Annotated in this window: 11 protein-coding genes; 9 read left to right on the plus strand and 2 right to left on the minus strand. The window is 40.8% G+C overall.

Features of this window, described 5'->3' with window-relative positions; all coding sequences use genetic code 11:
- Nucleotides 1–83 precede the first annotated feature (83 nt).
- The 9 genes from AC1M89_RS03585 to AC1M89_RS03625 are packed head-to-tail and all read left to right on the plus strand — an operon-like array spanning nucleotide 84 to nucleotide 12,075.
- Nucleotides 84–3,779, plus strand: coding sequence for a lytic transglycosylase domain-containing protein (locus tag AC1M89_RS03585; RefSeq protein ID WP_481613922.1), 3,696 nt, complete (start codon nucleotides 84–86; stop codon nucleotides 3,777–3,779).
- A 10-nt stretch (nucleotides 3,780–3,789) separates the two neighbouring features.
- Nucleotides 3,790–4,431, plus strand: coding sequence for a DUF2460 domain-containing protein (locus AC1M89_RS03590; RefSeq protein ID WP_481595298.1), 642 nt, complete (start codon nucleotides 3,790–3,792; stop codon nucleotides 4,429–4,431).
- Nucleotides 4,428–5,285, plus strand: a complete 858-nt coding sequence (locus tag AC1M89_RS03595) for a DUF2163 domain-containing protein (RefSeq protein ID WP_481595297.1) — start codon at nucleotides 4,428–4,430, stop codon at nucleotides 5,283–5,285. Before AC1M89_RS03590 ends, AC1M89_RS03595 begins: the two co-directional genes overlap by 4 nt.
- Before the next feature lie 58 nt (nucleotides 5,286–5,343).
- Nucleotides 5,344–7,269, plus strand: a complete 1,926-nt coding sequence (locus AC1M89_RS03600) for a hypothetical protein (protein ID WP_481595296.1) — start codon at nucleotides 5,344–5,346, stop codon at nucleotides 7,267–7,269.
- 9 nt (nucleotides 7,270–7,278) lie between these two features.
- A complete protein-coding gene (locus tag AC1M89_RS03605) occupies nucleotides 7,279–8,130 on the plus strand; it encodes a hypothetical protein (protein ID WP_481595295.1) in 852 nt (283 codons plus the stop codon).
- The gene (locus AC1M89_RS03610; RefSeq protein WP_481595294.1) at nucleotides 8,108–8,539 is read left to right on the plus strand and encodes an NlpC/P60 family protein; all 432 of its coding nucleotides are present in this window, start codon (nucleotides 8,108–8,110) and stop codon (nucleotides 8,537–8,539) included. The genes AC1M89_RS03605 and AC1M89_RS03610 overlap by 23 nt, the downstream gene beginning before the upstream one ends.
- Nucleotides 8,539–11,028, plus strand: coding sequence for a phage tail protein (locus AC1M89_RS03615; RefSeq protein ID WP_481595293.1), 2,490 nt, complete (start codon nucleotides 8,539–8,541; stop codon nucleotides 11,026–11,028). Before AC1M89_RS03610 ends, AC1M89_RS03615 begins: the two co-directional genes overlap by 1 nt.
- A gap of 59 nt (nucleotides 11,029–11,087) precedes the next feature.
- On the plus strand, nucleotides 11,088–11,324 hold the full coding sequence (locus AC1M89_RS03620) for a holin (RefSeq protein WP_481595292.1): 237 nt from the start codon (nucleotides 11,088–11,090) through the stop codon (nucleotides 11,322–11,324).
- Nucleotides 11,311–12,075: an N-acetylmuramoyl-L-alanine amidase gene (locus tag AC1M89_RS03625; protein ID WP_481595291.1), complete on the plus strand. Its 765-nt coding sequence runs from the start codon at nucleotides 11,311–11,313 to the stop codon at nucleotides 12,073–12,075. The genes AC1M89_RS03620 and AC1M89_RS03625 overlap by 14 nt, the downstream gene beginning before the upstream one ends.
- Nucleotides 12,076–12,526: 451 nt before the next feature.
- On the opposite strand, the gene AC1M89_RS03630 is transcribed toward AC1M89_RS03625, so the two are convergent.
- A complete protein-coding gene (locus tag AC1M89_RS03630) occupies nucleotides 12,527–12,751 on the minus strand; it encodes a hypothetical protein (protein WP_481590017.1) in 225 nt (74 codons plus the stop codon).
- A 65-nt stretch (nucleotides 12,752–12,816) separates the two neighbouring features.
- Entirely contained in the window at nucleotides 12,817–13,005 is a 189-nt protein-coding gene (locus AC1M89_RS03635) for a hypothetical protein (protein ID WP_481595290.1), read from the minus strand.
- Nucleotides 13,006–13,274: the final 269 nt, after the last annotated feature.

Consider the following 13,274-nt stretch of genomic DNA (forward strand, 5'->3'; position numbering starts at 1 on the left):
TCGAAGGTGTGGTGATTTTCACCATACCTTGACTGACTACAACCGCCTCACGGCGGTTTTTTTATGCCTGCGAGATAGGAATTATGAGCAACAATCGAGTGGAAGTGCACGTTGGTGCGAAGACTTCTGAACTTAAAAAAGGCATGAATGAAGCCGAAAGTATTGTTAAAGATACGGCGCAGGAGATTGAAGTCACAGGTAAGAAAGTGGACTTTCAGATTGACGTGTCTGGTGTGCAAAAGATCTTCGATAATCTTTCAAGCAATATCTCAACGCAGATGCTGGGCCTAGGTAAAAAAATTGCTGCTGGTATTGGTTCTGCCTTAGCTGTAGATGGATTGGTCAGTTTCACTCGCAATGCAATTAGCACCGCTTCAGAAGTTCAGAAAATGTCTGACATGCTGGGTGAATCGGTAGAAGACCTCCAATACTTTGCCAAGGGTGCTCAAACAGCTGGATTGTCATTAGAACAGTTCGGCATGATGGGTAAGGACGCGCTAGATCGGCTCGGTGAAGCACGCCGTGGTGAAGGCGAAATGATGGACTTCTTTGAAAAGGTTGCGCCTAAGATTGGTGTGACCATCGATATGTTCAAAGATTTAAGTGGTCCAGAGGTTATCCAGGCATATTACGATGGTTTGGAAAAAGCCAATTTATCGCACGCTGAAACTATCACTTACATGGAGCAGATCGTCAATGATGGCAGTTTGCTTATTCCGTTACTCAAAGACGGCGGTGCAGGATTTAAAAAATGGGGTGAAGAAGCCAAGAATGCTGGCGCTATCATGTCTAAAGATATGGTGGACAACCTCGGTAAGGCTAAAGAAAACCTTTACACACTAGAGCTTCAGTTCCAAGGCTTCCAGGCAATGCTGATCAATTCAGTAACGCCTGCAGTGACTGCTATTGCGCAGAACTTTGACAATATCAAAGCTGTGGTCATCGCTTTAGGTGCAGCTATTTCAGCTAAACTGGTTCTTCAATGCGCCGTATTAGCTAAAGAGTTTGTGATTGGTGTTGCCCAAGGCATGGCTTATCAAATGCAATTGTCTGCGCTTCAAGGACAGGCAATGCGTACTGCTACGGCGATGGGTGTACTGCGAAGCGCATCCGCATTGCTCGGTGGACCTGCTGGCTTAGGTATGTTGGCATTTCAAGGTTTAGCGGCAGGTGCTGCATTCCTTTACATGAAACGAAGCAGTGATGAAGCTGTTACCGCCTTAAGCACACAAGGCAAAACAGTTGCTCAACTTCGTGAGGAATATGAAAAGCTCGATAAGGCTCAACAGCGTGTATTGACGCGACAAGCCACAGCGGATCTAGCAAAAGCTGAGCAGGGTTTCCGTAAACAGGAAATTGCATTACTTGGCTTAGTGCGTGCGGTTGTTAATCATTCCGATGCATCAGATGCTGATAAAAAAGCAGCTAAAGAGCTCCACGATCAATATATTCAAGGCAAGCTGAATTCAGATCAACTAGCCACAGGTATTAATAACCTACGAACAGTTGAGTCTAAACATAAGGCTGGAATTGATGAGAAAGCTGCTGCCGTTAATAAAGAGCGTAAAGCAGTCATTGATGCTCAGGGTGTTCTAAAGACTTATAACCAAGTTGTGACACAAGGTACTAAGGATAATAAGGAACACACCAACTCCATCAACGATAAAGCAAATGCATTAGCCAATTTGACTGCGAAGCAAATGGAGTATGTTCGTGAATCCAACAAACAGTCTGAACGAGAACGCTATATTCAACACAACATGAAAGTTGGTGGTGTGTCGCGTGAGCGTGCTGAGCACATGGCAGATGCTCGTGATAAGGCTGGTATGGGATACACCGCTAAAGACGGTGCAATGCCTGAAGCTGTTAAACAGGCTGAAGAGGCGGACTGGAAACGTAAGCAAGCAGCTGAAGCGCGTGAAGATGCAGAGAAAAAGGCTGAAGAAACTCAAAAACGTCAAACTAAGGAGCTTGAAAAACAGCAACAGATCTTGCAGGTCAATGCGCGTGTAAAAGCGAATGCTGAAAAGTTTAACTATTCGGGCTTTGAAGCCAAGTATGGCTTGCCGAGTGGCATGCTATCAGCTCTTAACATGCAAGAGACTAAGGGGCGAAATGTTGAAGGCGTTCAGACTAAATACGGCACGGCGAAAGGCAACTTTCAAATGCTGGATATGACCGCCAAGCGCTTTGGCGTATCTGATCCATTCGACACAAAACAAGCTGCTGAAGGCGCAGCCAGATACATGCGTTTCTTGCTAGATAAGTATGGTGATATCAACAAGGCTATTTCTGCTTATCATGCAGGTGAAGGGAATGTTGATCGTAGTACCGGTATTGGTCCAATTAATCGCCAGTACGTGAAAAACGTCAAGGGTTACATGGCTGGCGTTAACGGTGTAGAAGCAGGGACTGAATCTTCAGATTTTGATAAATCACTTCAAGAGCAAATCCGCAAAGCTGAAGAAGCTGAAAAGGAAATGCTAGCACTGCAGTATAAATATGCAGATGAAAGCAAGCAGGTTGCTTTAGATCTTAAGAAAGAACTAAGTGACATTGATTCTTCTATATTGTCAGCTGAAGAAAAGAAAGCTTTTTCAATCAAAGCTGAGCAGGAAGCCGCCGACAAAATCAAAGCGATTCGTGTTGAACAACTTGAAAAACTCAAGACGCTTCATGAGGAAGAGCTTCAAGGCAAAATGATTTTGTCTCAGCAAATATTCGAGCTAGAAATGGCACGTTTGGATGCTGATTTTGATGCTGGAAGAATCAATAATGTTGAAAAGGTACGTCTTGCAAAGCAACTTGAAGAACAGTTGTATGCCATCAAGCGTATTGGATTGGAGGAGCGCCTAGATCTTGAACAAGAGCTAAGTCAACTCACTGGGAATAGTTCTGGGGTAAGTGGCGTAACCAATGAAATCAGTGCATTAGATCATCAAAGATCAGTGTCTGATATCCAAGCACCAGGCATGATTTCTGATGCCCAAATGAAAGACTTTGAAGATAAGTTTGGGAATCTAACGTCACGAATGTCTGGTCTATGGGATAAAGGCATTCAGTCCATGATGAATGGAACATTGACCTGGAAAAATGCCATGAATGCCATTTTTACAGAACTAGCAGGGGCATTTATTCAAAGCATGATTAGTGAACCACTGAAAAAATACGCTGCAAGTTTAGCAACTCGTATGGCGATTAAATTAGGGTTTATCAAATCAGAGACGGCGGCTGAAGTAGCTGGACAAGCTGCTCAGACTGGTGCTGTGGTGGCTGGTGAAGGCATGAAAACCGCTGCAACTTCAACAGGTGTAATTGCTCGTTTAGGTTTAAAGCTCATGGAAGTCTTAAAGTCAATCATGATGTCGGCTTGGGAAGCTATGGCTGGTGCTTGGGCGGCGCTTTCGTCAATACCAATTGTAGGCCCTGCATTGGGTGTAGCTGCTGGTATTGCCGCATTTGCTGGTGTATCTGCAATTGTGGGAAAAGTGGCATCAGCCCGAGGTGGTTACGATATTCCTGCAGGTGTAAACCCTATGACACAACTTCACGAAGAAGAAATGGTTTTACCTAAGCAGCACGCAAATACGATTCGTGCCTTAGGTAAGTCACTAAGTGCAGATGGAGGCTTTGGCACACCTCAAACTCCAAGTCAGCAAGTGAGTAACCATTTCTCAATTCAAGCCTTTGACTCACGTGACGTAAAGCGTTTCTTTGAAAAGCATGGTCGTGAATTGGCGAGTGGATTAAAGGGCCATCGCCGTAATTTCGGTACCTAAGGAGGTTTTTGTGTCTGATGTATTATTTCCTGAATTACCTGGTCTTGAATGGGAGTTGTCAAAAACTCCCATTTTTAATACCAAAATAATGACGTCTGTGAACGGTCGGGAACTTCGCGCAAGTTACCAAGCCATTCCTAAGTATGAAATCTCAATGTCATTTGCATTTTTACGTGAAAACAATGGTAGGAATGAATTACAGCAACTTGAAAGTTTCTTTTTAGAGCGCCGTGGTGCTTTCGATTCATTTCTTTTCAAGATGCCTGATGATTATGAGTTTAATTGCACTTTTCAAGGTGATGGTGAAACCACTTCTTTTCAATTGCATAAGAAAATGGCCAGCCTAGAAATACCGGTAAGTCATACGGCTGAGTTTGTATCTGAAGACCCTCTTATGTGGAGTGATGATCTTGATCAACCAATGTGGACTGATCTTGAGGCAAAAATGTGGGTAACACAGTATGAAATTACAAAGAACGGTTTGTTAAATTTACCGATACCCCTTGCTGAAGGTGATACGTTGCAAGTTGATGGCATTTTTTATTATCGGTGTCGATTTGCTGATGATGAGCAACAGTTTACGAACTTTATGCATAAACTTTGGAACGCAAAAAGAGTTGATCTGGTGGGATCTTTAGGAAATAAAGTATGAGAGCTGCTTCTCCAAAATTAATTGCGTTGCTTGATGCAGATCGGTTTGTAATGGCAGATCTCTATACGATTACAACTGTGCAGGGTGATGTATTCAGATATACCAATTATGATTTTGATTTGACTGTTGCAGGTCAAGCATATAGTTCGAGAGGTCCGATCATCAGTCGTGAAGGAATTAGCCTGTCACTCGGTATTGAAGTTGATAATTTATCGATCAGCATTAATTGTATTGATGATAATGAATGGAATGGCATTAATGTTGTTCAAGCGTTTCATAATGGCCAATTAGATGGTGCTCGATTTAAGCTGGAGCGCATATTTATGGATATGAGTATGCCAACGGACACCAGTGCCGGCACCATTAAGTTGTTCGAAGGTCGAATCATTGAGCCTGACTTAGATCGTAATTCAATTCAAGCCAGTGTTGCATCAGATCTGGATGAATTGAATGTGCAAATGCCGCGAAATCTGTATCAGCCAAGTTGTACCAATACGCTATTTGACACGGCATGCGGTCTCTTGCGGCAAAACTTTATGGTGCAGACAACCATTGAAGCAGGCAGTACTTCAGCTCGAATTTTATGCCAGGTGAATCAGCCACAAGGTTGGTTTACCCAAGGCGTGATCGAGTTCTTGGACGGTGGTAATGCTGGTCTAAAACGGACGATCCGAATGCATGAATCGGGGGCTTTATTATTGACTTTGCCATTGCTGGAAACACCGCAGGCAGGGCAACGAATCAAGGTTTATCCAGGATGTGATAAACGCTTAGAAACTTGCCAAAACCGTTTTAATAATTTTGTTCGTTTCCGTGGTGCGCCTTTTATACCGGTACCTGAAACCGCAGTTTAATCAAATTTGTAATAATCCATACCCAGCCTTGAGCTGGGTTTTTTTATGGGGTAGGAAAATGCCTTTACCAAATATTATTGAATTCATTGGTACCAATATTACTCAGCGTAAATTTCAAGCTGCCCAAGAAAAGCTTTTAAATTATGTAGCTACTGAGCTACCAACAAAAGTTGAAATGTCGTCAAAAGCCGAGAAAACTTATGTAGATGGCGCATTATCAAGCTTTCAAAATGGAGCAATAAAAACTTATCCAACTCTTGCTGCAGCAAATGCTGATATTGCTAATATTTCATTAAATACCAAAGTATCGGTACTTAGCGAAACAGATGGTGGTGATTATTACAAAGAATCTGTAGAGGCTACAAGCTTAACAAAAAGCTCTTATGATCCATTATCAAGTTCAAAAAATTATACGGATCAAAAAACAGCGTTTTGGCAAGTTTCCAACACGAATGTAAAAATGTTTGACTCATTTTCAGAATACTCAGTTGGTTTTGTGGGGCAAAACGGGAAAATGCCATTAGGCATTAAAAAAGATGGCACTGTAGTTTCTGAAAAAATAGAAGCTCAGAATCTTGCTGTTGAAGAATTTAATGTGAATGAATTTCAAGCAGAACAACAATCTATCGCAGGCATGAAAATGCAAGCATTAGATCCATTCTCTGGGTATGTTTTTGGCATCGGCAACGGACATAAATACCCTATTGCACTCCGCAATGATGGTGTTATTCAGATTGATAAATTGAAAGTCAATAAAATTGAACTTTCAACCGAAGAAACAAAGAGTGAAAAATTTGGAAAAGCATCTCAAGAGTGGTGGATTCATCCGATCCACACATATACAGAAAAGCCATACCCTCGCGTTATTTCTGGTATTTATGGGGAAGATGGTTCAATTTACGTTGGAGAATACGTCATTGGTCGCGGGATTACACGAAAGGTTAAAGTTGGACAAACTGCGCTTATAGATGATCACAACGCCCCATCTGTGTTCATAAAAGATAATCGCAGATCAATTGTGATGTGGCAAAATCACGATAAAACGCAGTATTTATCAGCCAAGGTTTCAACGAAAGATGGCGACATTTCAACATTAGAGTTAGCTGCTGAACAACAGATTGCAGCGGGTGTAAATATCTCATATACACAATTGCATCACATTGAAAGTGAAAGCACGGAAACAGAAGATATTTTCTATATTTTCTCGCGATTTGCGCAGAGATCATGGGGTTTTACAAAGATTTCTGTAAATCAAGAAACAGGAATTATCACAACCCTTGATCAGCATAATATTTTAACTGCGGATGCACAGTATTACATAACGTCAACGCTTGCAGACAATAAGTTGCGTATTGCTTCTTATTATAACCCTTCTCAAGCCCTAAACAGCATTCATTATTGGGAAATTGATATTGTCTCTGGTGATTTAACAGATCATCTCGGTACGACAATAGCAAACGTAAAGACGCATGCAAATCTTCCAATCAATATAGCTAATTTTGTCCCTGTTTTGGCTCATAACGCATCTATAGATCGGCGCATGTTCTATGTTCGATCATTACCTATGTCGCCTGCAATTCTTTATTTAGAGTGGACCGCAGGGCAGCTACAAAACACAGGGAATTACAAAGTAATTTCTCTTGAATCTGACGGCAGCTGGAAAATTCGCACCTATGCAGCATCAGGTAAGCCCTTTTATTCCAACTACTTCGACGGTGCATCATTTCCTGATCCATGTATGAAAGATGAAATTATTGTTTGCAGGTATGACAACGCAAACAACCAAGGTGTACTCGAACGAGTAATTAATGACAATGAAACAATGATTACGATTGAATCTGCTCGCGTTGATGCAGAACATTTAATCAGACCTATTTCGCCAAGAAATGGTGGGAATTTGTGCACGTACGTTCAGTTGCATGCTTACGCAACTACAAGTGCTTTCAGTTTTGAAAGTGATGTTAATTTTATATTTTTAAAATAAGGAAAAATCATGACTGGCGTAAAATTTATTATTGATCGTGACTTCGATTACGGTATTAATGTAAATGAAACAGACGTGCGCTTAAATGCTGGCTCATTAGTTTTAATTGAGCCGGCACGCGATGGAGTAGCTGGTATTCCAACTCACTTGGTGAACTATGCCGCTGATCAAGCACGCACAATCACAGGTGCAACAATTAACAGTATTGAAGTGCGCAATACTTTAGCAGAAGTGGGTGGACTTGCAGAACGAACTTCGAAAGGCGGTCTTCACGGCATTTATCCTCAAGATATAACTAACCAAACTCCCCGAGGTGTTTTAAGTGGTGTTCTACCTACTGCAATTAATGATTACTGCATGGCACACCCAAACCATGCGTTTTATATTTCTTTAATGGGCGTAGTAACTAGAAATTCACTTGAAAATGCGTCTGCGTTTACTTTAGCTGGCGTGCGTAGTTTAAGTAATCCGATTACTGCTGCAAGATATACACCATCTGTTTATCAGCAAACTTCAAACGGGACAATTGTAGGAGCTAAGCCAGGTGACAACTTGATTGGTCGTCAAAATGCGGCAACCCCAAATTCACCCTGGCTGGCTGATGGTGCTCAAACGCTATTTAATCCTCAAGACTCTACGAATGTAAACAGTATTGCATTTGAGTTATTCACGATTGGTTCTCATTCAAATTCAAGCGTAATCGTAGGTCAACCATCTTGGATTTTGTATAGCCTCTATCTTGAAGATCTAACTGTGAGTGGTCAAACTTATGAACAAGCACATGAGAGTTCGCAAGCTGTATTCGACTTACGATTTGGTGAAGGTGGAATCTATTCAAATGACAGTTGGTCTACACCATAAAGCAGTTGCCGAAGCCATGACTTGGCTCGGCACACCATACCATCACCAAGGTCGTGTGAAAGGTGTGGGTGTGGATTGTGGAACGCTGATCTGTGAAGTCTATGAAAAAGTGGGCTTGATGGAACATTTAGATCCGCGTCCATATCCACCTGATTGGCACATGCACCAGCTCGGCCAACGATATTTGGAGCACGTTTTATCTGTGTGCTATGAAGTCGATAAGCCACAGCCTGGTGACATTGTTCTCTATCATTTTGGCAAGTGCATCAGTCATGGTGCAATTGTCGTTGAATGGCCAACAATCATTCATTCATACATCCATCAGGGGGTCATCCTGCAGGATGGTACCAAGGGAAGTCTAGCTCGCAGAATTGCGGGCTTTTTTCGTATGAAGAGGCTAAAAGAATAATGGGCGGAATACTTGGAAGTACGACGATCAGTACGTCTGATAAGCGCATCAATTCGATGCGCATTCAGCAATCTGCATATGGTCTGACTCAGCCGTTGGTCTATGGCAAAAATCGTGTTGCAGCCAATATGTTTTGGTACGGGGATTTTAAATCCACTGCTCATACTACGACGACTAAATCTGGTGGTAAAGGTGGAAAAACCAAGACCAAAAACACAACATATACTTATTCTGCATCTTTGATGCTTGGTCTATGTGAAAACAAAATTAAAGACATTGGCATCATTTGGCGTGATAAAGAACAGATCGTCACAAAAACCGAAGGCGGTGTGCAACTCAAGCCAATAGATCAAGTTGGATTTGAACTCTTTGATGGTGATCACAATCCTGTTTGGGGATATTTAGCATCCAAGCATCCTGATGAAGCAGTGCATTATCCGTTCCTTGGATATGTGGCATGTGCAAATTATGATCTAGGTGGTAGTGCAGCATTATCGAATCATAATTTTGAAGTGATTAGCGATATTACATTTTCAGAAACGATCCATGATGCGAACCCAGCGGATGTGATTGAAGACTTCATCACAAATCCACGGTACGGTGCAGCACCGAGTTTGAATATGGCAGATTTATCTGAATTTCGAACCTATTGTGCAGCCACTAATTTGTTGATCAGTCCTGCTTTGACAGAACAACGTGAAGCATTTGAAATCATCAATGAAATTGTGGAAGCGGTGAATTGTGCTGTGGTACCGAGTCCAGACGGCTTGAAAATCCGTTCATTCGGTGACAGTGCAGTGACGGGTAATGGTGTGACATTTACGCCAAATCTTGAACCGGTATATCACTTAACAGATGATGATTTCTTAGGTGAAGATCAGCCAGTACGTGTACGTCGAAGTCGTGATACAGATGCATACAACCACTGCCAAATTGAGTACGTGAATCGTTTTAACCAATACAATACTGAAACGGTTGAAGCAAAGGACCAAGCAAATATTGAAATGTTTGGGCTACGTACACAAGATCCAGTTAAGTTTGACTTTTTCTGTGAGCCAAAAATTGCTCGTCATGCGGTGCAATTGCTATTACAGCGAAAACTCTATGTTCGAAATGAATATGAGTTTGAATTGGGCTGGAAGTACTGCCGACTTGAGCCGATGGATATTGTGACGATTACGGATGAATCCTTAGGTTTGAATCAGTTTCCAGTACGAATCACACGAGTTGAAGAAGATGAAGAAGGAGTGCTTTCGATTACAGCTGAAGAGTTAGCCGTCGGATCTCGCTCAGCAGTTGAGTATGACCTGCAATCATCGAATGGGTATCAAGGTGGCAATGAAGAACCAGGTAATGTCAATGCACCGGCTATTTTTGAGCCTCCTTTAGAATTGACTGATGGTAAAAATCAGATTTGGGTAGCTGCGTCAGGTGGTATTAATTGGGGTGGCTGTAACGTCTGGGCAAGTATAGACAATACGACTTATGAAATGATCGGCACTATCTATGGTTCAGCGCGTTACGGTACATTAGTTTCAGCAATTGATGCAGATGACACATTGATGCAAGTTCAATTGAATACTTCTAGTCAAATCTTTGGTGGTACGCTTGAAGACGCTGAAGTTGATGCAACACTGTGTAAAGTCGGTGATGAATATATCAACTATATCGATGCAACCTTGGATGGATCAGGACGTTATACATTAAGTGGCATGCTTCGTGGGCGTTTTGACGATGCAGGCTCACACAATGCAGGTGAATCATTTGTTCGTATTGACCGAGCCATTTTTGAGTATGACTTCAACTCAAATATGGTTGGTAAGCAGATTTATCTGAAGTTCACAAGCTTCAATGGTCTTGAGCAAAAGGAAGAAACCTTGGATGAAGTGACGGCATACAGTTACACAATCAATGGTGGTCGTCCTGCAGGTGTTAAAGGTTTATCGCTGCAGTCTGCATTTGAAGGCACAAGCTTTAAAGTTCAATGGCAAAGTGCAGCTGGTGCGACAGGTTATATTGTGCAGATTTGGTCGAATGGTGTATTGCTTCGAACTGTTGATACAACAAATACCGACTATTCATACAGCATGGATGAAGCAAAAATCGATGGTATTCAACGTGCTTATACAGTACGTGTTGCAAGTAAAAACGGTTCGATTGTCAGCACTTTTGCAGAGCTGAATATCAGTAATCCAGTGCCACCACAATTGTTGAACGTGTACACATCGGCAACTGCAGATTCGATCACAGTGACTTGGATTCCAAGTGAAGTGCCTGATCTGAAAGATTACCAGGTGTGGATCAGTACCAATGCGAACTTTGATCCTGATACAACGGCAGCACGTTGGACAGGGACTGAAAATGCTTGCACGATTACTGGTTTGCAATCAACGACTACATATTATGTGCGTGCTGCTGCGCGAGACGTGTGGAAGCCGACCTCGTGGAACTATTCAACACGAATCACACAGGCAACTGCTGATAGTTAAAGTTTTCAACCATAAAGCACCTTCGGGTGCTTTTTTATTACCAAAATTTAGGGGGCGAGATGTCTGAAAAGGCGCAATTAGCCGTAGATGCTGCGGTTGCCGCGTCCACAGCTACAAAATTTACATATGGGTGTCTAGGAATAGGCACCCTTTTTTCATGGGTGGCAACTATCAACTGGATTCCTTGGCTGAGTCTGCTATTGGCATTTCTCACATTTCTAGTGAATTGGCATTACAAACGACTTGAAAACAAACGTGCTGAAGAAAAGCACAGAGGTAAAAATGAAATTAATTGATAATTGGAAACAGGCTTGGAAACTCAAGTCAGTACAAGTGGGCGCATTTGGCGCCTTTTTTTATGCCTTGATTTTATTCTGTGATCAGTTTGTGCAGGTGTGGAATGTTATTCCACCAGAGCTAAAAACCTACATTCCAGAACAATGGAAAGAATTTGTCGGGTGTTTTGTTGGTGTAGCAATGGTGCTCGCGCGCTTAAAAGCTCAACCTGAACTGCATGGCGTAAATCAGTTTGTAACTGTAACAGCAGGGCATTCAAATTCTGATCCTGGTGCGGTAAATGGCAGTCTTAAAGAAGCAGATTTAGTTGTAACCATTCGAAATGCTTTGGCTTATTACTTAAAGCACGCGGGCTTACAGGTTAAAACTGATGGTATCGGTACTCAGAACGATCCATTGTCTTCAGCACTCAAATTGATCAAAGGCTCTAAAATTGCTCTAGAGATTCACATGAATGCAGCAGCAAACAAAACTGCTGTTGGTATTGAAACAATCTCATTACCTAAAGATAAGAAATTGGCTCAAGAGATCTCTAAAGCCGTTCAGAAAATCACAGGTTCACGACTTCGTGGAGATAGTGGCTGGATTGATCAATCTAAATCGGCTCGAGGCAAATTGGCTTTCGTACAAAATGGAGGTTTAATCCTTGAAGTTGGTTTTATCTCTCATGATGCTGAAGCAAAGCTAATTCAAGATCAAGCATGGTTGATTGCCAGGGAAATCTCAAAAGTAATTATTGCTAATCAGTAAAGAGATAGCCCTCTAAATGAGGGCTAATTTATTTAAATATAATAAAATTTTTAAAATACAGTTTTCTGCCTGATTCACTATCTATTAATTTATATACATATAAATCATAATTATTCCTATGCTTTAAATCATATACATTTTGTTTGTAATCACCATCGAGCATTAATTTTCTGAAATATAAATTACGTTTTAAATCGAATGCACTTAGAATTTTTTTCATTTGCGACCTCTATCTCTATATACCTTGTGTAGATGACTTTCCAGAACCCAAATATCACCATCGATGACAACTTTATTGCCATCGTAAATAGATAAATTCTGGCCATAAAAATCTGTAATGTTATTTAGTTTCCCTTGATAATTATAGTTTGCCCAAGCACATCTACGATCACTGTGGTTTGACTCTTTGTGAAAAACGAGGATTACTTGAGGGTATTTAATCATCATGAGTTTAATTCTCGGCACTAATATAATCTGGTATTTCAACAAAGTAAGCTTGATTAGTAGCAATACTTACCCATTGCAACGTCCCGATTTTATTAATGAGTTTAATATTATTGTTATCGTATAAGCTGATTAATACATTATTATCATCAAAAAACCCAACATATTGAATAGCTGGATTTCTGTGAAAGTTTTCATACATTTTATGGACTTTAACTTTAACAATATTCATTATTTATCCTAATCACCTAAAAGGAGTTAAACCTTTTAAATGATTTAAGAATTCTGAGTTATAAGTTATTTTTTAACTTCGACCTCAGTATGCTCTTTCGGAGCATCTTTAGTTTGTCTGTTCTCAGCATTTAATTGCTGTTCCTTATTTTTTTCTTGCTGAGTTTTTTGCGTATTATCGCCTGCAGGATTTGATTGTTGCTGGTTATGTTGTTGCTGGGTTTTAGAGTCACTTGACTTTGTGAAATTTGACATAATGATTGTCCTTGAATTGTCAATAGTATTATCGACAAACTCAGCATGTGCCTTATATTTATTAATAGATACCCTGAATATGTATCAAGATTTATAGTTTTAGAAATATTTATTATGAGTGCCTGATATTAATCGATTATTAATATAATATTTAAATTAATATATTTGTAATTTATAAAAACTCTTACTCATGCATTGTCATAAATTTATACATTAGCAATTTAGCAGTAATTTCCTCATCAAACTCTATTACCGCAGTCTAGTACGAT

It is taken from the genome of Acinetobacter sp. ANC_7635 (assembly GCF_056779945.1).

Excerpts from the sequence above, each read along its gene's own strand:
- AC1M89_RS03595 (WP_481595297.1), top strand. The coding sequence starts at position 4,428 with ATGAGAGCTGCTTCTCCAAAATTAATTGCGTTGCTTGATGCAGATCGG.
- AC1M89_RS03630 (WP_481590017.1), bottom strand. The coding sequence starts at position 12,751 with ATGAATATTGTTAAAGTTAAAGTCCATAAAATGTATGAAAACTTTCAC.
- AC1M89_RS03585 (WP_481613922.1), top strand. The coding sequence starts at position 84 with ATGAGCAACAATCGAGTGGAAGTGCACGTTGGTGCGAAGACTTCTGAA.
- AC1M89_RS03600 (WP_481595296.1), top strand. The coding sequence starts at position 5,344 with ATGCCTTTACCAAATATTATTGAATTCATTGGTACCAATATTACTCAG.
- AC1M89_RS03635 (WP_481595290.1), bottom strand. The coding sequence starts at position 13,005 with ATGTCAAATTTCACAAAGTCAAGTGACTCTAAAACCCAGCAACAACAT.
- AC1M89_RS03620 (WP_481595292.1), top strand. The coding sequence starts at position 11,088 with ATGTCTGAAAAGGCGCAATTAGCCGTAGATGCTGCGGTTGCCGCGTCC.
- AC1M89_RS03625 (WP_481595291.1), top strand. The coding sequence starts at position 11,311 with ATGAAATTAATTGATAATTGGAAACAGGCTTGGAAACTCAAGTCAGTA.
- AC1M89_RS03615 (WP_481595293.1), top strand. The coding sequence starts at position 8,539 with ATGGGCGGAATACTTGGAAGTACGACGATCAGTACGTCTGATAAGCGC.
- AC1M89_RS03610 (WP_481595294.1), top strand. The coding sequence starts at position 8,108 with ATGACAGTTGGTCTACACCATAAAGCAGTTGCCGAAGCCATGACTTGG.
- AC1M89_RS03605 (WP_481595295.1), top strand. The coding sequence starts at position 7,279 with ATGACTGGCGTAAAATTTATTATTGATCGTGACTTCGATTACGGTATT.